The 25,863-nt window shown below is 75.3% G+C and carries 27 protein-coding genes; 7 read left to right on the top strand and 20 right to left on the bottom strand.

Annotated features, from left to right (window positions below):
• Position 1 precedes the first annotated feature (1 nt).
• The 8 genes from JUB12_RS13195 to JUB12_RS13230 all read right to left on the bottom strand — a co-directional run bounded on the left by JUB12_RS13195 (position 2) and on the right by JUB12_RS13230 (position 7,872).
• Complete coding sequence (locus JUB12_RS13195) at positions 2–1,666, bottom strand: bifunctional diguanylate cyclase/phosphodiesterase (RefSeq protein ID WP_205695889.1); 1,665 nt, start codon at positions 1,664–1,666, stop codon at positions 2–4.
• 62 nt (positions 1,667–1,728) lie between these two features.
• Positions 1,729–2,043 carry a hypothetical protein gene (locus JUB12_RS13200; protein ID WP_205695890.1) on the bottom strand — a complete coding sequence of 105 codons (315 nt, stop codon included), beginning with the start codon at positions 2,041–2,043 and terminating at the stop codon, positions 1,729–1,731.
• A gap of 58 nt (positions 2,044–2,101) precedes the next feature.
• Complete coding sequence (locus JUB12_RS13205; RefSeq protein ID WP_205695891.1) at positions 2,102–2,689, bottom strand: hypothetical protein; 588 nt, start codon at positions 2,687–2,689, stop codon at positions 2,102–2,104.
• The gene (locus JUB12_RS22210; protein WP_205695892.1) at positions 2,686–5,076 is read right to left on the bottom strand and encodes a thrombospondin type 3 repeat-containing protein; all 2,391 of its coding nucleotides are present in this window, start codon (positions 5,074–5,076) and stop codon (positions 2,686–2,688) included. Before JUB12_RS22210 ends, JUB12_RS13205 begins: the two co-directional genes overlap by 4 nt.
• Positions 5,073–5,597, bottom strand: a complete 525-nt coding sequence (locus JUB12_RS13215) for a signal peptidase I (protein WP_205695893.1) — start codon at positions 5,595–5,597, stop codon at positions 5,073–5,075. The genes JUB12_RS22210 and JUB12_RS13215 overlap by 4 nt, the downstream gene beginning before the upstream one ends.
• On the bottom strand, positions 5,594–6,160 hold the full coding sequence (locus tag JUB12_RS13220) for a hypothetical protein (RefSeq protein WP_205695894.1): 567 nt from the start codon (positions 6,158–6,160) through the stop codon (positions 5,594–5,596). Before JUB12_RS13220 ends, JUB12_RS13215 begins: the two co-directional genes overlap by 4 nt.
• A gap of 32 nt (positions 6,161–6,192) precedes the next feature.
• Positions 6,193–6,756: a hypothetical protein gene (locus JUB12_RS13225; protein WP_205695895.1), complete on the bottom strand. Its 564-nt coding sequence runs from the start codon at positions 6,754–6,756 to the stop codon at positions 6,193–6,195.
• A 126-nt stretch (positions 6,757–6,882) separates the two neighbouring features.
• Positions 6,883–7,872 (bottom strand): ketopantoate reductase family protein, encoded by a 990-nt coding sequence (locus JUB12_RS13230; RefSeq protein WP_205695896.1) that lies wholly within the window; start codon positions 7,870–7,872, stop codon positions 6,883–6,885.
• Here JUB12_RS13230 and JUB12_RS13235 point away from each other — a divergent pair.
• Entirely contained in the window at positions 7,871–8,539 is a 669-nt protein-coding gene (locus JUB12_RS13235) for a hypothetical protein (RefSeq protein ID WP_205695897.1), read from the top strand. The two genes, JUB12_RS13230 and JUB12_RS13235, sit on opposite strands and share 2 nt — an antisense overlap.
• On the opposite strand, the gene JUB12_RS13240 is transcribed toward JUB12_RS13235, so the two are convergent.
• From JUB12_RS13240 to JUB12_RS13250, 3 genes are read right to left on the bottom strand one after another with little or no spacing between them, the layout of a single operon-like run.
• Positions 8,536–10,092, bottom strand: coding sequence for an FAD-binding oxidoreductase (locus tag JUB12_RS13240; RefSeq protein ID WP_205695898.1), 1,557 nt, complete (start codon positions 10,090–10,092; stop codon positions 8,536–8,538). The genes JUB12_RS13235 and JUB12_RS13240 overlap by 4 nt on opposite strands.
• Positions 10,089–11,216 carry an acetyl-CoA acetyltransferase gene (locus JUB12_RS13245; protein ID WP_205695899.1) on the bottom strand — a complete coding sequence of 376 codons (1,128 nt, stop codon included), beginning with the start codon at positions 11,214–11,216 and terminating at the stop codon, positions 10,089–10,091. The genes JUB12_RS13240 and JUB12_RS13245 overlap by 4 nt, the downstream gene beginning before the upstream one ends.
• Complete coding sequence (locus JUB12_RS13250; protein ID WP_205695900.1) at positions 11,213–11,533, bottom strand: Zn-ribbon domain-containing OB-fold protein; 321 nt, start codon at positions 11,531–11,533, stop codon at positions 11,213–11,215. Before JUB12_RS13250 ends, JUB12_RS13245 begins: the two co-directional genes overlap by 4 nt.
• 20 nt (positions 11,534–11,553) lie before the next feature.
• Here JUB12_RS13250 and JUB12_RS13255 point away from each other — a divergent pair, with 20 nt between their 5' ends.
• The 3 genes from JUB12_RS13255 to JUB12_RS13265 are packed head-to-tail and all read left to right on the top strand — an operon-like array spanning position 11,554 to position 16,869.
• The gene (locus JUB12_RS13255) at positions 11,554–12,222 is read left to right on the top strand and encodes an NUDIX hydrolase (protein WP_205695901.1); all 669 of its coding nucleotides are present in this window, start codon (positions 11,554–11,556) and stop codon (positions 12,220–12,222) included.
• On the top strand, positions 12,219–12,518 hold the full coding sequence (locus JUB12_RS13260; protein WP_205695902.1) for a hypothetical protein: 300 nt from the start codon (positions 12,219–12,221) through the stop codon (positions 12,516–12,518). Before JUB12_RS13255 ends, JUB12_RS13260 begins: the two co-directional genes overlap by 4 nt.
• 37 nt (positions 12,519–12,555) lie before the next feature.
• A complete protein-coding gene (locus JUB12_RS13265) occupies positions 12,556–16,869 on the top strand; it encodes a multifunctional oxoglutarate decarboxylase/oxoglutarate dehydrogenase thiamine pyrophosphate-binding subunit/dihydrolipoyllysine-residue succinyltransferase subunit (protein WP_205695903.1) in 4,314 nt (1,437 codons plus the stop codon).
• On the opposite strand, the gene JUB12_RS13270 is transcribed toward JUB12_RS13265, so the two are convergent.
• Entirely contained in the window at positions 16,866–17,753 is an 888-nt protein-coding gene (locus JUB12_RS13270; RefSeq protein ID WP_205695904.1) for a DUF1028 domain-containing protein, read from the bottom strand. The two genes, JUB12_RS13265 and JUB12_RS13270, sit on opposite strands and share 4 nt — an antisense overlap.
• 16 nt (positions 17,754–17,769) lie before the next feature.
• Here JUB12_RS13270 and JUB12_RS13275 point away from each other — a divergent pair, with 16 nt between their 5' ends.
• Together JUB12_RS13275 and JUB12_RS13280 are read left to right on the top strand one after the other, a co-directional pair.
• A complete protein-coding gene (locus tag JUB12_RS13275; protein WP_205695905.1) occupies positions 17,770–18,189 on the top strand; it encodes a secondary thiamine-phosphate synthase enzyme YjbQ in 420 nt (139 codons plus the stop codon).
• Between the two features lie 8 nt (positions 18,190–18,197).
• On the top strand, positions 18,198–18,539 hold the full coding sequence (locus JUB12_RS13280; protein ID WP_205695906.1) for a hypothetical protein: 342 nt from the start codon (positions 18,198–18,200) through the stop codon (positions 18,537–18,539).
• Between the two features lie 61 nt (positions 18,540–18,600).
• Here the strand turns inward: JUB12_RS13280 and JUB12_RS13285 are convergent, their stop codons facing one another.
• The 7 genes from JUB12_RS13285 to JUB12_RS13315 form a co-directional block, all read right to left on the bottom strand.
• A complete protein-coding gene (locus JUB12_RS13285) occupies positions 18,601–19,386 on the bottom strand; it encodes a peptidase E (RefSeq protein WP_205695907.1) in 786 nt (261 codons plus the stop codon).
• The gene (locus JUB12_RS13290) at positions 19,383–20,129 is read right to left on the bottom strand and encodes a peptidase E (protein WP_205695908.1); all 747 of its coding nucleotides are present in this window, start codon (positions 20,127–20,129) and stop codon (positions 19,383–19,385) included. The genes JUB12_RS13285 and JUB12_RS13290 overlap by 4 nt, the downstream gene beginning before the upstream one ends.
• A gap of 69 nt (positions 20,130–20,198) precedes the next feature.
• Positions 20,199–20,990 (bottom strand): alpha/beta fold hydrolase, encoded by a 792-nt coding sequence (locus tag JUB12_RS13295; protein ID WP_205695909.1) that lies wholly within the window; start codon positions 20,988–20,990, stop codon positions 20,199–20,201.
• A 38-nt stretch (positions 20,991–21,028) separates the two neighbouring features.
• A complete protein-coding gene (locus JUB12_RS13300) occupies positions 21,029–21,412 on the bottom strand; it encodes a hypothetical protein (RefSeq protein ID WP_205695910.1) in 384 nt (127 codons plus the stop codon).
• Positions 21,409–22,404, bottom strand: a complete 996-nt coding sequence (locus JUB12_RS13305; RefSeq protein ID WP_205695911.1) for a phosphotransferase family protein — start codon at positions 22,402–22,404, stop codon at positions 21,409–21,411. Before JUB12_RS13305 ends, JUB12_RS13300 begins: the two co-directional genes overlap by 4 nt.
• Complete coding sequence (locus tag JUB12_RS13310) at positions 22,401–23,651, bottom strand: acyl-CoA dehydrogenase family protein (protein WP_241004258.1); 1,251 nt, start codon at positions 23,649–23,651, stop codon at positions 22,401–22,403. Before JUB12_RS13310 ends, JUB12_RS13305 begins: the two co-directional genes overlap by 4 nt.
• A gap of 38 nt (positions 23,652–23,689) precedes the next feature.
• Complete coding sequence (locus tag JUB12_RS13315) at positions 23,690–24,469, bottom strand: crotonase/enoyl-CoA hydratase family protein (protein WP_205695912.1); 780 nt, start codon at positions 24,467–24,469, stop codon at positions 23,690–23,692.
• Positions 24,470–24,506: 37 nt separating this feature from the next.
• On the opposite strand from JUB12_RS13315, the gene JUB12_RS13320 reads away from it, so the two are divergent.
• A complete protein-coding gene (locus JUB12_RS13320; protein ID WP_205695913.1) occupies positions 24,507–25,163 on the top strand; it encodes an MBL fold metallo-hydrolase in 657 nt (218 codons plus the stop codon).
• Here the strand turns inward: JUB12_RS13320 and nucS are convergent.
• Positions 25,160–25,831, bottom strand: coding sequence for an endonuclease NucS (gene nucS, locus JUB12_RS13325; RefSeq protein ID WP_205695914.1), 672 nt, complete (start codon positions 25,829–25,831; stop codon positions 25,160–25,162). The two genes, JUB12_RS13320 and nucS, sit on opposite strands and share 4 nt — an antisense overlap.
• Positions 25,832–25,863: the final 32 nt, after the last annotated feature.

Here is a 25,863-nt window from a genome sequence, read left to right on the forward strand (position 1 = left end):
CCTAGCGCGCGGCGAGCGCGAGCTCGGCGGGCGCCACCGGCATGCCGTAGAGCCAGCCCTGGCCGAAGTCGCAGCCGACGGCGCGCAGGACGTCGTCCTGCTCGCTGGTCTCCACGCCCTCGGCGACCACGTCGAGCCCGAGGGCGGCGCCCAGCGAGCAGAGGCTGCGGATGAGGGCACGGGCCTCGGGGTCGCGGTGGATGTCCGCGACGAACGAGCGGTCGACCTTGAGGACGTCGACCGGCAGGGCGCGCAGGTGGCGGACCGACGAGTAGCCCTCGCCGAAGTCGTCGAGCGCGATGCGCACGCCGTCGTCGCGCAGGATGCCCAGCGCCAGCGCGGCCTCCTCCGGGCGGCGCAGCACCGCGGTCTCCGTGACCTCGAGGCAGAGCGCCGTCCCGGGCAGGCCCGCGTCGTGCAGCGCGCGGCGGACCGTGCCGACGAGGCCGGGCCGGCCGAGCTGGAGGGCGGAGACGTTGACGGCGACCGTGAGCTGGTGGCCGGCGGCGCGCCACTGCGCGGCCTGGCGGCAGGCCTCGCGGACCACCCACTCGCCGATCGCGACGATCTGGCCGTCGTCCTCGGCGATCCCCAGGAACTCGCCCGGGCGCAGCCGGCCCCGGTCCGGGTGCTCCCAGCGCAGGAGCGCCTCGCAGCCGGCGACCGCGTCCGTGCGCAGGTCGACGACGGGCTGGAAGTGCAGGCGCAGCTGGGCAGCGGCGAGCGCACCGCGCAGGTCGGCGGCCAGGGCGAGGCGGCGGCGGTGCTCGTCGCGCAGGACCTCGTCGAAGCGCTCGGCCCGCGCCCGGCCGCGGGTCTTGGCGCGCTCGAGCGCGACGTCGGCGTCGCGCAGCAGCTCCTCCGGGTCGAGCGCGCCGTCGGCGGTGTCGGCCACGCCGACGCTGGCGGTCACGCGCAGGCGCTCGCCGTCGACCTCGTAGGGGTCGTCGAAGCAGCCGAGGATCCGGGGCAGGAGGAGGCGGTCGGCCTCGGGCCCCTCGAAGAGGCAGACGAACTGGTCGCCGGCGAGTCGGGCGAGCGTGTCCTGTGCACGGATGCGGTGGCGCAGGCGCTGGGCGACGGCGTGCAGCAGCCGGTCGCCGACGCGGTGGCCGTGGGAGGCGTTGACGGTCTTGAACTCGTCGAGGTCCACGACGACGAAGCCGACGTGCCCGGTGCCCGCGCGCGTCAGGCGCCCCAGCGCCTGCGTGGCGCGGTCGACGAGCAGCGCGCGGTTGGGCAGGCCGGTCAGCGGGTCGTGCAGCGCTTGGGCCTCGAGCGCCTTGCGGCCGGTGATGTCCTTGGCGACGAGGTAGCAGCGCCGGCCGTCCCAGCTGGCGCTCCACAGCATCCAGAGCCAGCGGCCGTCGCGGGCGCGCAGGCGGTTCTCGAAGTCGACGACCGTCCCGCGCGCGTCGGAGGTCATGCGGCGGATGACCTCGCGGGTGGCCGGCACGTCGTCGGGATGCACCAGCCCGTGCCACGGCGAGCCGACGAGGGTGTCCACCTCCCACCCGAGGACGGTGTCCCAGGCGGGGTTCAGCCGCTCGAGGCGGCCGTCGGCGCCGATGGTCGCCAGGAGGTCGCGGCTGAGGACGAACAGCTGCTCGAGCTCCAGCAGCCGGTCGAGGGCCGGCCCAGCCGGCAGCTCCTCCTCCGCATCCACGGGGCTCTCATCGGTGGTTCGGGCATTGCCCTTTAACCGCCGATGAGGTGAACGGCGGTCCGCTAGCCGTCCTGGCGCGCCGGGATGGTGCGCTGCGCCGCGACCGCCTCGACGACCTCGACGTCCTCGGTCTCCTCCGCGAGGTCCTCGTCGTGCTCGCCGTCGCACAGGACCCGGAAGTTCCCGCTCACGCCTTGGTCGGCGTGGATCGTGATCCCCGGCAGGACCTCCTCGCCCTCGTCGAAGCCGAGGCGCTCGAGGTCGAAGTGGGCCAGCCCGATCCCGTAGGCGTTGTGCGTCGGGTTCTCGCGGTCGTGGGCGTTGATGGCGATCTGGAACGCCCGGAGGTTCGCCGCGATCTTCGACGTGTCGGCCATGCGCGCGGGAGGCTAGCGCGGGCGGCGCGGGGTGGCGAGCACCCCGCGCGCGCCGCGACTAGAGCGTGCTGGAGGCGGTGAAGCGCAGGTTCACGCGGCTGACCGCGCCCTGCACCGCGTTGTCGCCCGAGGTCGGGCTGGACGGGATGCCGCCGGACGGCAGCGTCGCCGTGAACCGGTAGACGCGGTTCTCCCCCGAGGCGAAGCGCCCCAGGTTCAGGGAGGACAGGCTCGCGAGCGTCCCGTCGTAGAGGCGCCGCACGCCGGTGCGCGAGCGCTCGTCGACCTTGACGTTGAGCTTCGGCGAGAGCTTGCCGCCGAAGCGGCCGAGCGTGTCGACGAGGTCCGTGGCCTGCAGGGTGTAGGCGCCGGCCAGCAGGCCGGTGTTCGCCACGCGGACCTCGCCCCACTTCGACTCGCCGGGCACGAGGCCCTGCGCGGTCAGGACCGTGCCGTTGCCCTTGTCGTTGGTCTGGCCGAACAGCAGGCCGAGCGAGAGGGTGATGCGCAGGACCTGGTCCTCGCCGCCCACGACGATCTTGCCCTGGTCGCTGGAGGCGGCGACCGCCACCCCCGCGACCCCGAGCGCCGCCACGACGGCCACGAGCTGGACCGGCCGGCGGATGATCTGGTTGAACCGGCTCACAGGATGCTCCCCCTCTGGCCGGTCTGCCCGGCGTTGCCTGCACTGCCACCGCCGCCACCGGCGCTGCCGATGGAGAACACCGTGCCGCTGTCGTTGGCCACCGAGCCGCCGAGGCGCAGCACGCCGATGCTCGGGCCGCCGGAACCGCCGCCACCATGGCCGCCGCTGCCGCCGCTGCCGCCGTTGCCGCCGTTGCCGCCGCAGCCGACCTCGCCGCAGTCGCGGGTCGCCCCGAGACCGCCGGTGCCGCCACCGCCGCCATTGCCGCCGCCGCCACCACCGCCGCCCGCGCCACCGGTGCCGGTGCTCACGAGCGAGCCGTCGGTGAGCGTCACGGTCGAGGCCCAGAGGTAGATGCCGATGGACGCGCCGCCCCAGCCGCCACCCGTGCCCGGGAAGCCGCCCTGGCCGCCGCCACCGCCGCCGCCACCGCCGTTGCCGTGGCCGTCGTTGCAGAAGGTGCAGCCCTGGCCACCGCCACCGCCGCCGCCGCCACCGCCCAGGCCGCTGGCGCCCTGGCCGCCGGTGGCGCCGTTGAAGCCGGCCCAGCCGCCAGAGCCCGCAGCCGCGAAGCCGTTGCCGCCGGCACCGCCGTTGGGGCCCGCACCGCCGGACGCGCCGCCGCCGCCGTCGTTGCCGCGCCGGCCCGGGTCGCCGCCCGCACCGCCCGCGCCACCGCCGCCGCCGCCGCAGCCGCCCTGGGCGCCGTTGTCGCCGCGGTTGTTGCCGTAGCGACCGCCCTTGCCGCCGCCACCGCCCGGGCAGCCGCCGGCCGAGGGCCCACCGCCGCCGCCGGCGCCGCCGGGACCGTTGTCGTCGTTGTCGCCGTCGCCGCCGCGGCTGCCGTCGGTGCCGCGCGCGCCGCCGCCGCCGGTGGAGCCACCGCCGCCGTTGGCACCCGGCCCGGCGACCGCCGCCGAGGCCTGGAGGGTGATGGTGGAGTTCACGGCGCGGATGCCGTAGGCGCTCATGCCACCGCCGCGGTTGCCCTCGAAGCGCATCCGCTGCAGCGTCACGTTCGTGTCGCCGTTGGCCAACGCGGCGGAGGCCGAGCCCGTGACCGTCGTCGTGGCGTCCCGCGCGCCGGTGAAGCCGGAGCGGTAGGCGCCGAAGACGCTCACGCCCGTGACGAGCTCGAGGCCGTCGGCGCCCTCGTCGTAGGTGCCTGAGGACACCAGGACCGGACGCCCGCCCGAGCTGTTCACGGCGTTCTGGACGGTGCGCTTGGGCGCCGCCAGCGTGCCGGGGTTGCCGTCGTTGCCCGACGTCGCGACGAACACCGACCCGGCGGCGTCGCCGTCGACCGTGTCGCAGTTCGTGTCGGCGGACTGCAGGTCCGGCGCGTCGGGCCTGCCCGGCGCCACGGTGCCGTCGAGCGGCGCGCAGTCGTTGCCGTCGAGCGCGCCGTCGCCGTCGTCGTCGGCGTCGCAGGCGTTGCCGAACGCGTCGCCGTCGGTGTTCTCCTGGCCGGTGTTCGGGACGAACTGGCAGTTGTCGGAGCCGTCGCTGACGCCGTCGCCGTCGTCGTCGGCGTCACAGGCGTCGCCGGCGCCGTCACCGTCGGCGTCCTGCTGACCGCCGTTGGCGACGACCCGGCAGTTGTCGTCGCCGTCCGTGACGCCGTCGCCGTCGTCGTCGGCGTCGCACGCGTCGCCCTGGCCGTCGCCGTCGGTGTCGGCCTGGCCGGGGTCGGGCGTGAACTGGCAGCCGTCCTCGCCGTCCAGGACGCCGTCGCCGTCGTCGTCGCCGTCGCACGCGTCGCCCTGGCCGTCGCCGTCGGTGTCGGCCTGGCCCGGGTTCGGGACCGACGCGCAGGTGTCGTCGGCGTCCGGCACGCCGTCGCCGTCGTCGTCGGCGTCGCACTGGTCGGGCTGGCCGTCGCCGTCGAGGTCCGGGAGCTCCGGGTCGGCGCAGGCGTCGATCGTGATCGTCGCCTCGCGCGCCTCACCCGCGTTGCCGGCGCCGTCGACCGCGTGGAGGCTGAGCGGGCGCTCGCCGTCGGGCGTGTCGTCGCCGACCGTGAAGGTCCGCTGCCAGCCGAAGGCGTCGCCCGGGCCGCAGCCGTCCTCGCAGGCCTCGAGGTCCTGGTCGTCCCCCGCACCCACGGCGCTGAGGTCGGCCTTCACCGCGGCGACCCCGCTCGAGGGCCGGCCGTCGTCGGAGACCTTGGCGTACACCGTCGCCTGACCGCCGACCGCGGCGGTGGCGCTGGTCCGGGCGTCGTCGACGACGGGCGCCACGAAGTCGGGCACCGCGCTCGCGGACTGCGGGGAGGACGAGCTGCTGAAGAACGCCGCGCCCGAGCCGCCGATGGCGGTCACGAGCACCACGAGCAGCGCGACGACGCCCGTCGTCACGCCCAGCGAGAGCTTGGTCCGGCGGGTCATGCCGTCACCTCGAAGCGGATGCGGCCGGGGCTGCTGTCGCGCCACAGGCCGGCGATGAGGGCGAGCGCCAGGAGCGCCGCCGGGAGACCGATGACGAGCGTGCGCACCCAGCGCACGTCGAGGGCCGCCACGACGTAGCCGACGTGGGGCACCGAGCCGACGACGCGCGGGAGCTCCGCGGTGGTCGGCGTGAAGGTCCAGGGGTCCGCCACGTCGTTGGCGTCGCCCTTGGTGCGGAACGCGAGCGGCGCGCCCGGCGTGCGGACGACCTCCGTGATCCGGTGGGTCACGAGCTCGGTGTGACCGGGGGGCTGGAACGTCACGACGTCGCCCGCCCGGAGCTGGTCGCGCGGCGTCGGGTCGCCGAACACCACGCTGCCGCGGTCGTAGCTGCCCGTCATGGAGCCGCTGGTGAGGACGTAGCGCTCCATGCCGAAGAGCGCGGGGCCCAGCAGCACGACGGCGAGCGCGAGCGCGGTCAGCGGCACCAGCACGCCGGCGATGCGACCGGCGAGCGTCACTCCCCGGCCTCCATGGCGAACCCGAGCGTGGCCTGCGTGCTCGCGGCCTGCAGGTCCGGGTCGGCCTCGTCCTGCGGCCAGCTCAGCGTGACCCGGTAGGTCGACGCGCTGCCGGGCGCCGCCGCGCCGAGGGCGGTGCGGTCGGCCGCCGCGGCCTGGGCGAGGGTGACGCCCTCGAGGACCGGCTCGGCCCCCGGGCACTCGGCACCGCCGGTCGGGCAGCGCTCGAGCGCGAAGCGCAGCACCGAGCTCAGCGCCGGGCTGGCCGGCACGTCGACGACCTCGGGGGCCGCGTCGAAGAAGGCCTCGGCGTCCGCCGAACCCGCGTTGCTCACGGTCACGGTCCCCGAGCGCGTGACGCCAGGGCGCAGGCCCGTGGCGTCGGCCACCACGCCCTGACCGTCCTTCGTGCTGGTCAGGCGCAGGTCACCCGCGTCCACGGTGACGTGGGCCGCGCCGGTCTGGGTGGCGAACGTCGCCCCCGACAGCCCGACCGTGGCCGCCCCGAGGGCGGCCACGGCGAGCGTCGAGAGCGCGATCGCACGAGGCGTGGAACGCCGCATGCCAGGGGAGTGCGTGATCGCGTCCGGCTGGGCTAGGAGCCCGCGGAGGCCGACCAGGTGTACGACGTCGTGAACGACGAGCCCTCGTAGGCGTTGTCGTTCGCGCCGCTGCCCGGGAAGGTGACGGTGAAGTCGTACTGGCGCGAGCCGCCGGCCGGGATGGCCTCGAGGTCGGCGCCGGTGAAGCCGGCGACGGTGCCCTCGTAGACCGTCGTGCCGCCCGTGGCGACCTTGAGGACGGCGACGTCCTTCAGGGAGGCGGAGGCGTCGCTGTGCGGGTCGTCGCCGGCCGTGGTGCCGGTGACGGCCTGGGCGACCTTCCAGCCGTTGCCGGCCACGTTGCCCGTGTTGCTGATGGTGACCGAGCCCGTGGCGGACTGCCCCGGGACGAGGTTCGAGGCGGTCAGGATCGCCTGACCGTCCTTGTCGGAGCCGGCCTTCAGGATGCCGGCGCTGAAGGTGTTGTTCGGGTTCACCGTCTGGGTGGTGAACGCGGCGTTCGAGCCGACGACCGCACCGGTGGCGACGAGGACGGCGGACAGCGAACCAAGCGCACGCCAAGGATGGCGCGCGAGGACGTCGAGGCGCGAGGCCATGGGTACTCCCCCTTGTGATGGATGACCGCCCGGCGCCGGGCGAACCCACGGCGTCGCCGCGCGTCCCCCTTGTCCCGACCCTCGGGCACCCCCGCCGGTCCCGTCCGGCTGCGAGGTGCGGGGAACCTAGACGCGTGTCCCAGAAACAGGTGTGAACTGCGACGAACGGCGGAGCACGGCCGCCGAAAGGCGATCGACCGTCGCCACGTCGAGCCCGTGGCGCCGCGCGGCGCGCTGCACCGCTCCGGCGATCGCGTCGAGCTCGTGCTCCGCGCCCGCCACGACGTCCGCCCGCAGGGAGCTCGTCGCGCCATCGGGCAGCTCGTCGAGCTCGCGCAGGACGGCCGCCTCGTCGACCGCCGCGCCGTCGGCCCGGGCGACCGCGGCCGCCTCGCGGGCCACCGCGCGCGCGTCCTCGCGCACGTCGCCCAGCGGCCTGTCGGCCGCCGCCGTCGCCAACGCGATGGCGCACAGCCGCGTGAGCTTGCCCCACAGGACGTCGGTCTGCGAGGCGCCCGCGTCGTCCACGTCGACGTCCGCCGCGCGCAGCGCCGCGACCAGGGGCGGGCAGCCGGGGGCGGCGAGGGTGACGAGCGCCAGCGGGATGCGGTGCACGACGTGCGCCGGGCCCTCGCGGTGGGCCTGCACGCGGATCGTGGCGGCGACGACGCGGTCGCCGAAGCGCTCGCGCAGCACGCCCACGTGGTCCAGGCCGTTGAGCAGCGGGACGACGGCTGCGGGCGTCCCCCCGACGCGGTCGAGCCCGTCGCGCAGGCCGGCGGCCTTCGTCGCGACGACGAGCACGTCGTCCCCGCGCAGCTCCAGGCGCTCGACCGCGCGGACGGCGTGGCGCTCGTCGCCGTAGCGCGGGCTCTGCAGGCGCAGGCCGTCGCGGGCGATGGCCGCGACCGTGCCGGGCCGGCCGACGAGCACCGCCTCGCCTCCCGCGCGCGTGAGCGCGCCCGCGAGGAGGCCGCCGACGGCGCCCGGGCCCAGGAGGACGATCCGCGCCACGCCCCCATGGTGCCAGCGGCGCGCCGGTGCGGTCGCCCGCACCCGGTTCGGGGTGGCGGCTCCCTGGGGCGCGTCCTCGCCGCCCAGCACGATCCGCAGCATGCGCCGCCCGCTCTCCGTGCTCGCCGTCCTCTGCGCGACCGTGCCCGCGGCCGTCGCGATGGCCGACGTGGGCTCGCAGTCCATCGACCTCGACCGCGATGGCACGCCGGAGACCCTCCAGGTCCGCGAGACCGAGTGCTTCAGCGCCGAGGGCACGGCCACGCCGCCCTGTCCCGAGGACAGCTTCAGCGCCAAGCAGGCCACGGTCGAGGCCTACTGCGCCGACGGCCGGCCGCAGCGCATCGACCTCCTGCGCCGGGACCACGACGCGTTCGTGGCGGCCGACCCGGTCGAGGCCGACGGCGACCCCGCCACGCAGGAGGTCTTCGTCGTGGGGCGCAGCGGCGCCGCCGCCCGCAACGGCGAGGACCGCATCGTCGCCTTCCGCCGCGGCGCCGACGGCTGCCTCGCGGTCCGCACGCTCTACCGCCACCCGGGCAAGGGCTTCGAGACCAGGCGCCCCAAGCGGGCGTCCTACCCCGGCACGGGCGACGCGGTCCTCTCGAAGGACGGCACCACGCTCACGCTCGAGCAGCCGTGGTACAAGCGCACGGACGGCGGCTGCTGCCCGACGTACCTCGCCGTCGCGCGGTTCCGGTACTCCGCGCGCGCCGGGCGGTTCGTCAAGGTCTCCGAGCGCGTCAAGAAGTACGACCGCCGGGGCTAGGGGTCGACCAGCACGCCGGGGTTGAGCACCCCGGCCGGGTCGAGCGCCGCCTTCGCCGCTCGCAGGGCCGCCGCGAACGGCTCGGGCCGCTGGCGGTCGTACCAGGGGCGGTGGTCGCGGCCGACCGCGTGGTGGTGGGTGATCGTCCCGCCCGCCCGGTGCAGCGCCTCCGAGGCGGCGGCCTTCGCGCGGTCCCACTGCTCGACCTCGCCGCCGCGCACCGCCGGGGCCAGCACCGTGAAGTACGGGGCCGGGCCGTCCGGGTAGACGTGCGTGAAGCGGCAGGTGACGCGACACGGCTCGCCGAGCGCCTCGCGCACCGCGCCGACGACCTCGTCGTGCAGCGCCGGGAGGCGGTCCCAGGTCACCGCGGTCTCGAACGTCTCGCTCACGATCCCGAGGCGCAGCAGCGCGTCGCGCAGGTAGGGCATGGCGATGAACGCGTCGCGCCAGGCGCCGACGCTGTCGTCGGCGGCGCCGCGCGCCCTGGGCGGGTCGGGCTCGCCGCCGTGGGCGCGGCAGAGCGCCAGCGCGCGCCCGAGGGCGTCCTCGACGTCGTGGTCGGTGGACTCGAAGCCCAGGACGAGCACCGCCTGCGTGCCGTCGCCCGCGCCGGCCTGCACGGCCTCGAGCGGGTCGAGCAGCCGGCAGGCGCTGGGATGCAGCGCGGCCTGGCTGATCGCGCGCACCGCGTCGGCCCCGCGCAGGAACGAGGCGAAGCGCACGGCGCGCTGGGCGCGGTGCTCGGGCTTGGGCTGCACGCGCACCCACGCCTCGGTGATCGCACCGAGGATCCCCTCCGAGCCGAGCAGCAGCCGGTCGGGCGACGGGCCGGCGCCGCTGCCGGGCAGCCGGGTGCTCTCCCAGACGCCGGAGGGGGTGACGGCGCGCACGGCCTCGACGAGGTCGTCGACGTGGGTCCACACCGTCGCGAAGTGGCCGCCGGCGCGCGTCGCGATCCAGCCGCCCAGCGTGGAGAGCTCGAACGACTGCGGGAAGAAGCGCATCGTCAGTCCGTGTTCGGCGAGCTGGGCCTCCAGGCGCGGGCCGCTCGCGCCGCCCTGGATTCGCGCGGCGCGCGAGACGGCGTCGACGTCGAGGAGCCGGTCCAGGCCGGAGAGGTCCAGCGAGACCCACGGCCGGCCGTCGCGCGGCTCGAGGCCGCCGACGACGCTCGTCCCGCCGCCGTAGGGCACGACGACCGCGCCCTCCTGGGCCGCCCACGCGAGCACCTCGCCGACGACGTCCTCGTCGCGGGCGAAGACCACCGCGTCGGGCACGTGGTCGACGCGCCCGCGGACGGCCCGGGCGATGTCCCGGAACGCCTTGCCCTGGGCGTGGCCGAGGCGGTCGCGCGGGTCGGTCGACCAGCCCGCGGTCGTCGGCAGGGCCAGCCGGGGGGCCGGGACGGCCACCTGCTCGATCGGCACGGGGTCGAGGACGTCGCCGTCGAGCGCGAAGCCGAGGACCTCCGTGACCATCGGCGCGAGGGCCGCCGGGTCGACCGCCGCGTCCTCGAAGCCCCAGCCCCACCACGAGCGCACCCGGGTCATGCCGTCGCCGCGCTGCCGAGGATCGCCGTGGCCTGCGCGCTGAAGACGCCGCCGTTGGCGTGGACGAGCGCGACGTCGCGGCCCGCGCGGACCTGGCGCACGCCCTCGACCAGCAGCTGGAGGCCGTTCATCCCCGCGTGTGCGTAGGAGAGCCCACCGCCGTTGGTGTTCACCGGCAGCCCGTCGCCGTCGGGGCCGGTGCGCCCGCCCTCGAAGAACGCCCCGCCCTCGCCCTTGGCGCAGAGCCCCAGGTCCTCGGCGAAGAGGATCGGCGTGATGGTGAAGGCGTCGTAGAGCTGGGCGCACTGGACGTCGGCGGGGCCGACGCCCGCCATGGCGTAGGCGCGCGCGCCGGAGTCGGCGGCGGCGGTGCGGACGAGGTCGGGCATCGAGGAGACGTGGCGGTGGCGGTGGGCCTCGGCGACGCCGAGGAGGTGGACGGGCGGCGGCGCGCCCTCGGCGGCCAGGGCGCGGGCGCGGGCCTCGGCGACGACGACGAGCGCCCCGCCGCCGTCGGTGACCAGGCAGCAGTCCTTGACGCCGAGCGGGTCGCAGACGCGCGGCGCGTCCAGGACGTCCTGCACGGTGAGCGGCTTCGTGCTCCAGGCGCCGGGGGTGCGCTGCGCCCAGCGCCGGGCGCTCACGGCGACCCACGCGAGCTGCTCGGGGGTCGTCCCGAACTCGTGCATGTGGCGCGAGGCCGCGAGGGCGTAGGCCGTGATCGGGAGCACCGGGCGGTACGGCGCCTCGTAGCGGTCGACCTCCTGCGGCGAGGCGTTCGCGCGGCCGACGGAGCGCTGCGTCGAGCCGTACGCGATGAGCGCGACCTCGCAGGCACCGGCCAGGATCGCCGCGCGCGCGTGCGCGAGGTGGGCGACGGGCGACGCGCCGCCGAGCATCGTCGAGTCGGAGACCCGCGGGGCGATGCCCAGCTCCTCGCCGAGGTTGATCGAGGCCCACGGCAGCTGGGTCGAGGAGGCGAAGAGGCCGTCGACGTCGTCCGTCGTGAGCCCCGCCTCGGCGAGGGCGGCCAGCGAGGCCTGGCCCATGAGCTCGGCCGGCGTCGTGCCGGGCGGCGCCTCCCCGAGGCCGGCCTCGGCGGCGCCGACGACCGCGACGCTCACGCCGCGGGCTCCCACTCGGGCACCGGCGGCTCCTCGCCGTCGCGCCAGACGAGGCGCACCCGCTGCCCGATGGTCCCACCGCCGCGGACGGTGCCCATGAGGCGCACACCCGCGTCGAGGTCGATGAGCGAGACGTCGTAGGGCGCCTCGCCGCGCGGGTGGACGGTCGTGGTGGCGTAGACGGTGCCCGCCCCATCGACCACCCGCCAGCCCGCGGCGCGCGCCGACGGGCGCCAGGAGGGCCGGCCCTCGGCGTCCACGGGCACGGCGAGCTCGCGCCGCCGACAGTGCTCCTCCCACGTCGCTCGGTGCGACACGGCGCGTAGCCTATGCAGCGATGAGCAGCGCCCCGCCGGCCCCCGCCCTCCTCGCCCGTGGACCGTGGAGCGTGGACCAGGTGCGGGCGGTCTGGCACGACGACGCCTACCGCGCCCCGGCGGCGAACACCGAGGCGGCCGACGCCGCGATCGAGGCGCTGCGCGACCGCGGCTCGCCCAGCCACGACGGCGTCGCGGCGCGCCTCGTGCGCTGGTCGGTGGAGGACGACGGCTCCCTGACGCTCGAGCTGCAGCCCGTCCGCTGGGCGCTGCGCCTCGTGGAGGGCGACGCGTCGCGGTCGATGTCGGCGCTGTGCGCCGTGCGCGACTGCGAGGGGCGGTGGCTCGCCGGCCGCCGCGCCGCGTGGCTGTCGTCGTGGGCCGGGCGCTGGGCGCTGGGCGCCGGCGGCGCGGTCGACGAGGGCGAGAACCCCGCCGCGACCCTGGGGCGCGAGCTCGAGGAGGAGTGGTCGGTCACCGCCGAGCGCGTCCAGGTCGAGGCGCTCGTCCAGCTGCCCCACGACATGGTCATGGTCGTGGGCCAGGCGTGGCTGGCGCCGGGGGCCGAGGTCACGCCCGACCACGAGCACGACGCGCACGCGTGGTGGCCCGCCGACGTGGACGCGTGGCCCGACGAGGCCGACGAGCCGCTGAAGACCATGGCTCGGTTGCTGGCCAGCTCCGCATGACGCTCACCCGGCGGCGCATCAAGGCCGCCTCCTTCACCCACTCGGCCGCCTACCTCTGCCTGCTGGTCGCCTGGGCGGTCCCCGGCGCGGCCAGCGCGGAGATGGTCTTCGGGTGGGCGCACGGCCTCGGCTGGTTCGTCATGTGCGCGCTGGCGGTGGTCGGCCTGCGCAAGCGGCTGATCGACCTGCGGCTGGCCGTGGCGATCGCCGTCCTGGGCGCCGTCGGCCCGTTCCTGGGCACCGCGGAGTTCGTCCGCCAGGACCGTGCTCTTGCACGTGTCCGCCCCGTCCTGTAGCGGCGCACCCGGCGCGCTAGGCTCCGGGGGAGCTCACATGGCAGTCGACACCACGATCCAGGTTGTGGCCCCGGGCGCCGGCGAATCGGTGACCGAGGGCGAGATCCTCGAATGGCACGTCGAGGAGGGAGACCGGATCGAGACCGACGCCACCATCGTCGAGATCTCGACCGACAAGGTCGACGTCGAAGTGCCGAGTCCCGCGACGGGCGTGGTGGTGAAGCTCCACGTCGCGGCCGGTGACACGGTCACCGTCGGCCAGCTGCTCGCGGAGATCCAGCCCGACGACGGCGCGGCCCCGACCGAGCCCGACGCTCCGGCGCCCACCGCTTCGGCGGACGGCGCCGGTGCCGCCGACGACGGCGCCGCGGGCGGCGGCGAGGTCATCGACATCGACACCCCCGCGGGCGGCGAGTCGGTCACCGAGGCGACGGTCCTCGAGTGGTCGGTCAAGGTCGGCGACAGCGTCGAGGACGGCCAGACCGTGGTCGAGCTCTCCACGGACAAGGTCGACATGGAGCTGCCGGCGCCCGCCGCGGGCGTCATCACCGAGATCCTGGCCGAGGAGGGCGACACCGTCGTCCCCCATCAGACGATCGCGCGCATGCAGGTCGGCGCCGGCAAGGCCAAGCCGGCCGGCGGCGATGCGCCGAGCAACGGCGCGGCGACGAGCGCGCCCGCGCCGTCCACCCCCGCCTCCGACGTCAAGGCCACGCCGGTCGCCGCGCGCGCCGCGGCCGCCGAGGGCGTCGACCTCGGCGCCGTCACGGGCACGGGCCCGCAGGGGCGCGTCACGAAGCAGGACGTCCTGGACGCCAAGGCCGGCGGCGGGACCTCGAAGGCCGCCCCCGCGTCGTCCAACGGCGCCTCCGCCGCGAGCGCCGAGGCCAGCCGCCAGCAGCTCAAGGGCGGCGCGGCGATGCTCGCGAAGTACATGGACGAGTCGCGGTCGATCCCGACCGCCACGTCGTTCCGCACGATGACCGTCACCGTCATGGACGGCCGGCGCAAGGAGCTCAAGGCCGCGGGCCACAAGGCGTCGTTCACCCACCTGATCGCCTACGCGATCGCCCTGGCCGCCACGCAGGACATGCCGGTCATGGCCCACCACTTCGACGAGGCCGACGGCAAGGGCTTCCGGGTCGACGACGGCCAGGTCAACCTCGGCATCGCGGTCGACGTCCAGAAGCGCGACGGCTCACGCACGCTGATGGTCCCGGTGATCCGCGACGCCGGCCGGCTGTCGTTCCGCGACTTCAAGGCCGCCTTCGACGACCTCATCGCCCGCGCGCGGGAGAACAAGCTGACGGCCGACGACCTCGTCGGCGCCAACGTCTCGCTCACCAACCCGGGCGGCATCGGCACCATCGCCTCGGTCCCGCGGCTCATGACCGGCCAGGGCACGATCATCGCCACCGGCTCGATCGCCTACCCCGTCGGCCTCGGCGCGATCGGCGACATGATCGGCGCCGAGAAGGTCATGACGATGACCTCGACCTACGACCACCGGATCATCCAGGGGGCCGAGTCGGGGCAGTTCCTCCAGGTCGTCGAGGCCTACCTCCAGGGCGAGAACGGGTTCTACGAGGGCGTCTTCGGCTCGCTGGGCGTGCAGCCCGGGCCGACCCCCGCCCCGCCGGCGCCCGCCGCCGCCGCGGCCGCCGCGCGCGAGTCCGCGCCGAGCGGCGCCACGCAGGCCCAGGTCGACGAGGAGCTCCTCGTGGCCGTCCAGGCCGCGACCTCGCTCGTCAAGGCCCACCGCACGCACGGCCACCTGGCCGCCCGGCTGGATCCGCTGGGCACCGAGCCCGAGGGCGACCCGGCGCTCGACCCCGAGACGGTCGGCCTCACGCCGGAGCTCATGGCGAAGATCCCGGCGAAGGTCCTGCGCATCTTCGTGCCGGGCGCGACGCTGGCCGACGCGCTGCCGCACCTGCGCGAGACCTACTGCGGGACGATCTCCTACGAGATCGAGCACATCGCCTCCCACCGCCAGCGCACCTGGCTGCGGGAGAAGATCGAGTCCGGCGAGTACCGCAAGCCGCTGACGACCGAGGAGTCCAAGGCGCTGCTCAAGCGCCTCGTCGAGGTCGACGCCTTCGAGCGCTTCATGCACAAGGCCTACCTGGGCCAGAAGCAGTTCTCGATCGAGGGCCTGGACATGACCGTCCCGATGCTCGACGAGATGATCCAGCTGGCCGCCGCGCACGGCGCCCGCGAGGTCGTCGTCGGCATGGCCCACCGCGGCCGCCTCAACGTGCTGGCCCACAACCTCGGCCGGCCCTACGAGACGATCTTCGCGGAGTTCGAGGGCGCCTCGACGCTCGAGGCCGTCACGACGATCCCGCAGGGCGGGACCGGCGACGTCAAGTACCACCACGGCGCGCAGGGCAGCTACCAGCTGGCCAACGGCGAGTCGATCCTCGTCAACCTCGAGAGCAACCCGTCGCACCTCGAGTTCGTGCACCCCGTGGTCGTCGGCGCGGCGCGCGCGGCGCAGACCACGCGCCAGGGCCCGCACGCCCATCGCGACACCGACAACGCCGTCCCGGTCGTGCTCCACGGCGACGCGGCGTTCCCGGGCCAGGGCGTCGTCGCCGAGGCGCTGAACCTCCAGGCGCTCGACGGCTACAAGGTCGGCGGCACCCTGCACATCGTCCAGAACAACCAGGTCGGCTTCACCACGGACCCGGAGGACTCGCGCTCCACGCGCTGGGCGTCGGACCTCGCCAAGGGCTTCGACACGCCGATCATCCACGTCAACGCCGACGACGTGGGCGCCTGCATCTCCGCGGTGCGCCTCGCGTTCGCCTTCCGCCAGGAGTTCGGCCACGACGTCGTCATCGACCTCATCGGCTACCGCCGCTTCGGCCACAACGAGGCCGACGAGCCCGCCTACACGCAGCCCGAGATGTACTCGGTGATCAAGCGCAAGAAGCGCGTCTCCGAGCTCTTCGCGGAGCGGCTGGTCGGCGACGGTGCGGTGTCCCAGGACGACGTCGACCGCGAGCGCGACACGATCTGGGCGCGCCTGACCGAGCTGCACCAGGACCTCAAGGCGCAGATCAAGGCCGCCGAGGACGCCGGCACCGCCGAGCAGCAGACGGGCGAGTACCAGCTGGACCGCTCGCCGTCGCCCGACGTCAAGACCGCGGTCTCGGCCGACCGCCTGCGGGTCCTCAACGAGGAGCTGCTGGCCGTCCCGGAGGGCTTCACGGTCCACCCGAAGCTCGTCAAGCAGCTCGAGCGCCGGCGCACCGCCCTGGGCGAGGACGGCGGCATCGACTGGGCGCACGCCGAGGCGCTGGCCTACGCGTCGCTGCTCACCGAGGGCATCCCGGTCCGCCTCACCGGCCAGGACGCCGAGCGCGGCACGTTCTCCCAGCGCCACCTGGTGCTCCACGACGCCAAGACGGGCCAGACCGTCTCGCCGATCCAGAACCTGCCCGGCGCGCTCGCGCCGTTCGAGCTGCACAACTCGCCGCTGAGCGAGATCGCGTGCCTGGGCTTCGAGTACGGCTACTCCGCCGAGGCGCCCGAGACGCTCGTGCTGTGGGAGGCGCAGTTCGGCGACTTCGCCAACTCCGCGCAGGTCATCATCGACCAGTTCCTGGTCTCCGGCCTGGCCAAGTGGGGCCAGACCTCGCGGCTGACGCTCCTGCTGCCCCACGGCTACGAGGGCTCGGGCCCCGAGCACTCCTCCGCCCGCCTCGAGCGCTTCCTGCAGCTCGCCGCCGAGGGCAACATCCGCGTCGCGAACCTCACGACGCCGGCGCAGTACTTCCACCTGCTGCGCCGTCAGGCCCGCATCGTCAAGCAGCGCCCGCTCGTCGTCTTCACGCCGAAGTCGCTGCTGCGCCTCCCCCAGGCGACCAACCGCATCGAGCACCTCGCCGACACGCAGTTCTTCCCCGTCCTGGGTGAGCCGCGGGTGCCGGTGGAGAAGGTCCGCCGGCTGCTGCTCTGCACCGGCAAGGTCTACTACGACCTCAAGAGCCACCCGATGCGCGAGGACAACGAGGGCGTCGCGATCGGCCGCGTCGAGCTGCTCTACCCCTTCCCGGAGGGGCAGATCAAGGAGCTCATCGGGACCTACCCGAACCTCGAGGAGGTCGTGTGGGTCCAGGAGGAGCCGCGCAACATGGGCGCCCGCGCGCACATGATGCCGCGCCTCATGCAGGCCCTCCCGGAGCACCTGAAGTTCGGCTACGTCGGCCGGCCGGAGCGGGCGAGCCCGGGCGAGGGCTACCCCGCCGCGCACACCGCCGAGCAGAACCGGATCCTGCGCACCGCGCTGGACCTCGGGCGGCCGGTGTCGCTGTACCCCAAGAAGACGCCGGGCGAGCGCTAGCCCGCCCGGCCGAGGGCGGCCCGCACGGCCGCGGCGCTCGGGGCGATCTCGGGCGCCAGCCGGTCGAGCAGGACGCCCCAGCCGGCGTGCTGGTCGATCGTCCCCTGCACCTGGGCGGCGCCGGCCTCGAGGTCGCCGGCGGCGGCCTGCGCCAGGCCGGCCCAGAAGCGCAGCTCGACGTTGTCGGGGAGGATCCGCGAGGCCGCCCCGTACTCGCGTCCGGCCTCGGCGTGGTGGCCGCTGCCGGCCAGCTCGTCGCCCGCGGTGGCGTGGGCGTAGGCGTCGTGCATGTCGAGCAGGCGGCCCAGCTCGGCGACCGGGTCGGGGTGGTCCTCGATGCGCAGGTCGACCTCGCGGCGCCACGGCTCGCCGGTGGGCCCGACGACGACGAGCGTCGCGGACTGGCGCCCGCGGACGTCGCCGCCGGCGCGCTCGGCGGCCTGCGCGGCGGCGAGGAGCCGGCGGGCGAGCGGGCCGCCGGTGGCGCCGAAGGCCTCGACCATCGCCTCGGGCACCCCGGCGCGGGCCATCATGTTGGCCTGCGCCGTGCAGTCGGGGCCGGAGGCGTGGCCGGCCTCGCCGATGCAGCCCGGCCCGGTGTGGTTGGCCGGCGCGCCGCCGGGCGTGAGCACGCCCACCTGGCGGTAGGTGCGCACCTCGTCGTTGAGCAGGAGGGCGTCGAGCGCCTCGCGCGGCGCCTCGCCGAGCTCGAGGCGGTCGAGCATCCGGGGGCCGTAGGCGGGGTCGGCCACGGACTGGGTGGCGACGGCGCCGACGCCGGGCCGCGCCCAGGCGACGATCGAGCCGACGGAGAACCAGTGCGACTGGACGACGACGCCCATCCGGCCGCTGGCCGGGTCGCGCCCCACGAGCGAGTACGTCATGCCAGCATGCTGCCGCATGTGGGCCCAGCACCGGATCGAGCTCGCGCCCCGGCCCCGCGGGTTCCACCTGGTGACCGACGAGGTGCTGCGGGGCGTCCCCGAGCTGGGCGAGGTGCGGGTCGGGCTCCTGCACCTGCTCATCCAGCACACGTCGGCGTCGCTGACGCTCAACGAGAACGCGTCGCCCGACGTGCGGCGCGACTTCGAGACGTGGGTGAACGCCTCGGTGCCCGAGGAGTTCGCCTGGACGCACACGCTCGAGGGTCCCGACGACATGCCCGCGCACGTCAAGGCGTCGCTCATGGGACCGTCGCTGACGCTGCCGGTGCGCGACGGCCGGCCGGCGCTGGGCACGTGGCAGGGCATCTACCTCTGCGAGCACCGCGACCGCGGCGGGTCGCGGGCGGTCGTCGCCACCCTCCACGGCGAGGGCTAGGGCGCGACGTGGGCCTGTTCGACCTCTTCCGCGCGATGCGCGACGTCGAGACGGTGCGCCTCGAGCTGCACTTCGTCAAGCCCGCCGAGGAGGCGGCGCGCGAGGTCGTCGAGGACGCGCGGCTGCACTGGTGGGACCGCGACGACGGGACCGTCGACGTGTCGGGCGACGGCGCGCACGCCGTGGCGCTGCGGGCGCTCGAGGCGGCCAAGGCGACCGTCCCGGCGGAGCGCGAGCGGGTGGCGGAGCTCGAGGAGCGCCTGCAGCGGATCCTGCTGCCCCGGCTCGCGGCGCTCGAGGCGCAGGAGCCGCCCGAGCCGTGGGTCCACCCGGACCAGCGGACGCGCTAGGTCCCGCGCCCCGTGCGGGCGCCGGTGGTGCGGATCTTCGGGATCGGAGCGGCCATCTGGGTCACCTCCCTCCCCGGTGTCGCATGGCGCGGAACTCGCGGATGTCGTCGGGCACGACCCGCTCGGGGCCGACCGGCACGCCGAGCAGCTCGGGCTGGTGGCGGCGGCGCACCAGCTCGCCGCCGACCGCGTCGACGCGCAGGGCGGTCGAGCCGGGGCGCGCGCTGACGATCCGCTCGACGGTGTCGCCCTTGAGGACCAGGCCGACGCCGTCGTCGCACGCCCAGCCGCCGGGCAGGCGCCCGCTCTTGACGCTCTCGAGGTAGACGGGCAGGCGCGCGGGCTCGCCGTCGGCGTGGACGCTCAGCGAGCCGCTGAGGAACCCCAGGCCCTCGTAGGGCTCGGGCGGGCCGCCGGACATCGTCACGCCGCCCTCGAACCAGCACATCGCGCCGGCGCTCAGGCCGGCGAGCACGATGCCGCGCTCCCACGCCTCGTGGAGGATCCCGTCGAGGCCGTGGGCCCGCCAGATGGCGAGCATGTTGCGCATGGAGCCGCCGCCGACGTACACGGCGTCCTGGCTGAGGACGACGTCGCGCAGCGGGCGCTTGGAGCCGTGCAGGCGGAAGAGCGAGAGGTGCGTGGCGCGGCAGCGGTCGCCGAAGGTCGCGTGGAAGGCGGCGATCTGCTCGCGCGGGTCGCCGGAGGCGGTCGGCAGGAAGAGCACGCGCGGCTCGGGCGTGTCGCGGCACAGCTCGAGGACCAGCGCGTCGAGCGCGGGGTCCCCTGGCGTCGACGTGAAGCCGCCGCCGCCCATGGCGAAGATCGTGGGCTCGCGGTCGGTCATGCGGGCACCGCCGCCGGTTCCGGCAGCGGCGCGCCCAGGTACCGGGTCGGGACCGGGACCTCGACCACCTCGTCGTTGACGAGCTCCACGCGGTGGGCCTTGGCCTTCGGGCGCGAGGCGACGGCCTCGGCCAGCTCGCGCCCCTCGAAGCGGATGGCGGCGCCGTCGTCCACGCCCCAGCCGGGGAGCATCCCGTCGCCGACCATCTGGCGGTACTCGACGCTGCGCTCGGGCTCGCCGTCGTAGTGCACGCAGTTGGACCACGGCAGCAGGCCGAGGCCGCGCACGCGCTGGGGCGGGCCGTGGAAGGCGGTGACCGACTCGCTGAACCAGCAGAGGCTGCCGGCGCTCAGGCCGCAGAGCACGACGCCCTTGCGCCACGCGCGGCGCAGCATCTGGTCGACGCCGTGCGCGCGCCAGGCGCCCAGGAGGCTGAGGACGCTGCCGCCGCCGACGTAGATGAGGTCCTGGTCGAGCAGGTGGGCCTGGAGGTCGCCCTCGACCGCGCCGGCGCCCTTGTCGCGGCGGAAGAGGGAGACGTGCGAGCAGTCGGCCCGGCTGGCGAAGGTCCGGTAGAAGCGCACGACGTAGTGGTCGGCGTCCCCGGAGGCGGTCGGCACGAAGCAGACCTTCGGGCGTTCGACCCCCGTGAGGCCCAGGACGTAGTCGTCGAGCAGCGGGTTGCCGGCCTCCATGGAGAAGCCACCGCCTCCGAACGCGACGATCTGCGGCACGCGGGCCATGGCGTCACTGTCCCCGCTCGCGGAGGGCGGGGGCAGTGACACCCGGTCGAAGATCCGCCGGACCCTGCTCTACACCCGGGCCGGGACGACCTGCTCGAGGAACCGCGTGAGATGCGGGTTCACGGCGGCGGCGTGGGTGAAGTTCACGCCGTGGCCGGCGCCGGGGACCGCGACGAGCTCGGCGTCCAGGCCGTCGGCGAGCGCACGGGCGCGCTCCTCCTCGATGGCCAGGTCGCCCTCGCCCCAGATGACCATCGCGGGGGCGCGGATCTCGCCCAGGCGCGGGGTGAGGTCGTCGCGGCCCACGAGCGTCGTGTAGATGCGGCGCAGGTTCTCCGGCGAGTTGGTGCGCCACTTGGCGATCCAGTGCTCGGCGCTCGGGTCGCCCGGCCCGATGACGATCGCGGCGATGGTCTGCGCGAGCTCGTCGCCGAGGCCCTGGGACGTCCACTGGTCCAGCAGCGCGTCGTAGGCCTGGCGCTTGTGCTCGTCCGTCCCCGCCTGGGTCGCGAAGAGCACGAGGCCCTGGACGCGCTCGGGGTGGTTGATGGCCAGGCGCTGCGAGAGGTAGCCGCCCTGCGACATCCCCACCAGCACGGCCTGGTCGATGCCGAGGTGGTCCATGAGGCCGACGAGGTCGGACGCGCTGTCCCAGTAGGAGAAGTCCTCGTCGACCTCGCCGGTCTGGCCGTGGCCGCGCTCGTCCCACGTGATGCACCGGTAGCGGTCCTTCAGCGCCGCGACCTGCGCGTCGAACATCGAGCCGTCCATGAACAGCCCGTGGCTGAACACCACGGCCGGCCCGTCTCCCCCGGTGTCCTCGTAGTGCAGTCGGTGACCACCGACGTCCGCGAACGGCATGGCCTGCTCCTCCTCGTTCGACAGGGTGTCAGGCGACGCTACCGGTCCGCGTAGCCCGGATGTGCGACCTCCAGCCGCGCCCGGACCTCCTCGCGCAGCCCCCGCGCGATCTGCACCAGCTCTGCATCACGTCCGCCACGCCGCACCCCCCGCACGGGGTCAGACCCCGTCGCATCCCCCCGCTCGGGGTCAGACCCCGTCGCATCGGTGCCAGGGCCCGTCGCACGCTCGGGGTCAGACCCCGTCGCATCCTGGCGCTCGGGGTCAGACCCCGTCGCATGGAGCTCGCGGGCGGCGAGGGCGAGGGCGTGGGCCACGACGAGGAGGCGGCGGCGGGTGGCGGGGTCGGTGTCCGCGGCGATGGCGGCGACCTCGGCGGCGCAGCCCTCGACGAGGGCGCGGGCGTCGGGCTGGTCGGTCATGCGAGCTCCTCGACGAGGTCCAGCAGGTCCCACTCGACCTCGGCGATGCGGCGGCCGAGGACGGCGCGCTCGAGGTGGCGGTGGCGGCCCTCGGCGTAGCCGGCGGCGTGGCGCAGGCAGTACAGGCCCCAGCGCAGCTGGCCGACGGCCTCCCAGTAGGCGACACGCCGCGGATCGACGAGCGCGGCCAGCCGTGGACCGCACGCCGCCCGGTAGGCGTCGAGGACCGGCTCGAGCCCGGCGAGGCCACCAGCGCGGCGACCGTCGGCACCGAAGCGCCAGGGGCGCAGGCAGAGGAAGCCGAGGTCCTCGGCGGGGTCGCCGGCGCGGCAGAACTCCCAGTCGATGATGGCCCGCACGCGGCCGCCGTCGACGAGGACGTTGCCCAGCCGGAAGTCGCCGTGGACCAGGACCGGGTCGGCCTCGGGCGGCGGGTGCAGCTCGAGGACGCGCAGGGCGACGGCGAGCACCGCACGCTCGGGCGCGACCGCGTCGAGCTCCTCCGCCAGGTCGGCGAGGACGGCCCCGACCGCCCCACCGGCCGGCACGTCGACGACGTCGGAGGCGTCCACCCCCGCCAGGGCGCCGAGCGCGGCGCCGAGGTCCTGCGCGACCGCCAGGCGCGCGCCGTCGTCCAGCGCCAGCACCCTGCGGGGGCTCGACGTCCCGGGCACGAGCGCGGCGACGTAGCCCGCGGTGCCGAACCGCCCTCCCGCCGGCTCGGCGCACAGCGGCTCGGGCACCGGGACGCCGGCGTCGCGCGCGGCCACCAGCGCCCGCAGCTCCTTGGCGGCGGTCATCGGCGGGTCGGTCTCCGTCGGGTGGTCGCGCTTGAGGACCCACCGCCCGCCGACGGTCCACGACTCGCGCGACGCGCCACCGGCCAGCCGCTCGATCGCGACGTCGGGTCCGGGGTCGGGCGCGCCGGCGTCGACGAGCGCCTCGCGCAGGAGCGCCGGGTCGGGCGCCGCGGCGACCAGCTCCGCCGTCACGCGGCGGCCGGGGCGCCGCCCTGCTCGGCCAGCCGCCGCTCGCGGTCGCGCAGCTCGTGCTTGGCGATCGTGAGGACGTGGACCTCGTCAGCGCCGTCGCCCAGGCGCAACGCCCGGGCGACCACCCACATCCGCGCGAGCGGCGTGTCGTCGCTCATGCCCAGCGCGCCATGGACCTGGATGGCGCGGTCGACGACGTCCTGGACCATCCGCGCGGTGTGGAGCTTGGCGATGGAGATGTGCCGGTAGGCCGCGCGCTTGCCGTGCAGGTCGATCGCCCGCGCGGCGCGCAGGACGAGCAGGCGCGCCGCGTCGAGCTCGACCCGCGCCTCCGCGAGGTGCTCGCGCACGAGCTGCGTGTCCGCCAGCACCCCGTCGAGGTGGGGGCGCGTCGCGGCGCGGTCGGTCGCCAGCGCGAGCGCATGCTCGGCGGCGCCGACCTGGCGCATGCAGTGGTGGATGCGCCCAGGGCCGAGCCGGTCCTGCGCGATCTGGAAGCCCTGGCCCACCTCGCCGAGCACCGCGTCGTCGCCGACGCGGCAGCCCTCGAGGCGCAGCTCCGCGTGGCCGGGACCGCCGGCGTGGCCGAACAGCGGCACGCGGCGGACGACCTCCAGCCCGGGCGCGTCCATCGGCACGAGGAAGACGGTGAGCCGCTCGTGGCGCGGCCCGCCCGGGTCCGTCGACGCCATGAGGATGCAGACCTCGGCGCCGATCGCGCCGCTGATGAACCACTTGCGCCCGTCCAGGACCCAGCCGTCGCCGTCACGCCGCGCCCGGGTCTCGATGCCGGTCGGGTCCGAGCTCGAGACGTCGGGCTCGGTCAGCGCGAAGCACGAGCGCGTCTCGCCGCCGAGCAGCGGCGCGAGCCAACGCGCGCGCTGCGCCTCGTCTCCGTGCTGGAGCAGGATCTCCATGTTCCCCGTGTCCGGGAACTGGCAGTTGCAGACCATCGGCGCCCACTCGTGGTGGCCGAGCAGCTCGCAGAGGTGGCCGTAGTCCACGTTCGACAGGCCGGCGCCGTGCTCGGGGTCGGCGAGGAAGAGGTTCCACAGGCCGGCCTCGCGCGCCATGGCGCGCAGCTGCGCCATGAGCGGTGGGAACGGCTCGGGACCGTCGAGCGCGTCCATCTGCGCCGTGAGCTCGTCGCCCACCGGGTGGACGTGCTCGTCGAGGAAGGCGCGAAGGCGGCCGTACAGCGCACGCCCCCGGTCCGACAGCGACAGGTCCAGGTCAGCTGGGTCCACCCCGCGACCCTAGTTGACAGTACGTCAGAGGCGGGCGGCTAGCGTCCGCGCCACTGCGGCGCGCGCTTCTCCTTGAACGCCGTCGCCCCCTCCTTGGCGTCCTCGGAGCCGAAGACCGGGCCGGTGATCTCGCCCTGCTTGGCCCACATCTCGTCCGTCGTCCAGTTCCACTGCTCCTCGAGCACCTGCTTGGAGGCGACGAGGGCGAGCGGGCCGTTGGCGCTGACGGCCGCGGCGAGCTCCAGGGCGGTGTCGACCGCGCCGCCCGGCTCGGCGAGGCGGTTGACGACGCCGAACTCGTGGAAGCGCTCGGCCGGCAGCGGGTCGCCGGTGAGCGCCAGCTCCATGACCACGTGGTAGGGCATGCGGCGCGGCAGGCGCAGGAGCGCGCCGCCGGCAGCGACGAGCGAGCGCTTGGCCTCCGGGATCCCGAGCTTCGCGCCCTTCGCGGCGACGATGAGGTCGCAGGACAGGGCGATCTCCATGCCGCCCGCGACCGCGAAGCCCTCGATCGCCGCGATGAGCGGCTTGCGCGACGCGCGCTGGGCGATGCCCGCGAAGCCGCGGTCGCCGTACCACGGCGACTCGCCCTTCACGAACGCGCCCAGGTCCATGCCCGCGCAGAAGAAGCCGCCCGCGCCGGTGAGCACGCCGACCGAGAGGCCGTCGTCCGCGTCGAGCTCGTCGAGCGCCTTCGCGATGCCCTCGGCGACCGCGCCGTTGACCGCGTTGCGGACCTCGGGGCGGTTGATGGTGATGAGCAGGACGGCGTCGCGCCGCTCGGTGGTGACGGCGGTCTCGGTGGCGGTGTCGGACATGGCGCGAGCCTATCCGCGGGGACTAGGGTCCTCGGTCGTGCAGGTCGAGGAGCTCGCCGAGGGCGTCGCCAGGCTGGCGCTGATGCCACGCGACGGGGTGAACGCCTACCTCCTCGGCGACGTCCTGGTCGACGCCGGCTACCCCCGCCACGGCGCCGCGATCCTCCGCGCGCTCGACGGCCGCGACGTCACCGCACACGCCCTCACGCACGCCCATCCCGACCACGCGGGCGGCTCGCGCACCGTCGTCGAGCGGCTCGGCGTCCCGCTCTGGGTCGGCGCGCGCGACCGCGCGGCGTGCGAGGCCGGCAGCGCCGAGGCCGCCACCGGCGTGCGGGGCAAGCTCGGCGCGTTCCCGAAGGTCGCCGTGGACCGCGACCTCCACGAGGGCGACGACCTCGCGGCCGGCTTCACCGTCCTCGACGCCCCCGGCCACTCCTCCGGGCACGTCGCCTTCTGGCGCGAGGCCGACCGCACGCTCGTCGCGGGCGACGTCTTCTTCAACCTCTCGCTGCTGACGCTGCGCCACGGCCTGCGCGACCCGCCGGGGCTCGTGACCATCGACCCCGCCGAGAACCGCCGCTCCCAGCGCAAGCTCGCCGACCTGGACCCCGAGCTCGTCCTGCTCGGCCACGGCCCGCCGGTGCGCGGCCGCGGCGCGCTGGACGCCTACCTGCGCACGCGCGGGCGCTAGGCGAAGAGCGTGAGCTCGGGCTCGCGCTCGCCGCGCAGGACCCCGAGGTCGACCTCGACGCACGCGAAGCCGCGCGCCTCGGCCAGGACCCGCGCCTGCGGCTTGATCGTCTGGGCGACGAGCACGCCGCGGCAGCCGGCCATCGCCGGGTCCCGGCAGATGCGCTCGAGGTAGCGCGTGAGCTGCTCGACGGCCTCGATCGTCGCGACGCGCTTGACCTCGACGGCGACCCACCCGTCCTCGTCGTCGCGGCACATGAGGTCGACCGGCCCGATGTCGGTCGGCCACTCGCGCCGCACGAGCCGGAAGCCCTCGCCGCACCACTCCGGCGCGTCGGCCAGCAGCTCCTGCAGGTGGGCCTCGACGCCGTCCTTCTCGAGCGCCGCGGCCTCGCCCATGTCGTGCGTCACGTCGGAGAGGACCTCCTCGATGACGATGTCCAGCCGGTCCTCCGTCGCCCCCGCGCGCTTGCGCACCACGATCCGGTCCTCGGACTCCTCGACCACCGTCGGCGGCGTCATCCAGTTCTGCGGCTTGTAGCCCCCGGTGTCGGCGTGCACGAGGACCGACCCGTCGCTCTTGAGCATGATCAGCCGCAGCGCCATCGGCAGCAGCGCGTCCAGGCGGCCGGTGTAGCGGACCTCGCAGCGGGCGACGACGAGCCTCATGAGGTGCACGAGGGTAGGCCGCCCGCCGGATG

Origin of the sequence: Conexibacter sp. SYSU D00693 (assembly GCF_017084525.1) — a bacterium.
Taxonomy (GTDB): domain Bacteria; phylum Actinomycetota; class Thermoleophilia; order Solirubrobacterales; family Solirubrobacteraceae; genus Baekduia.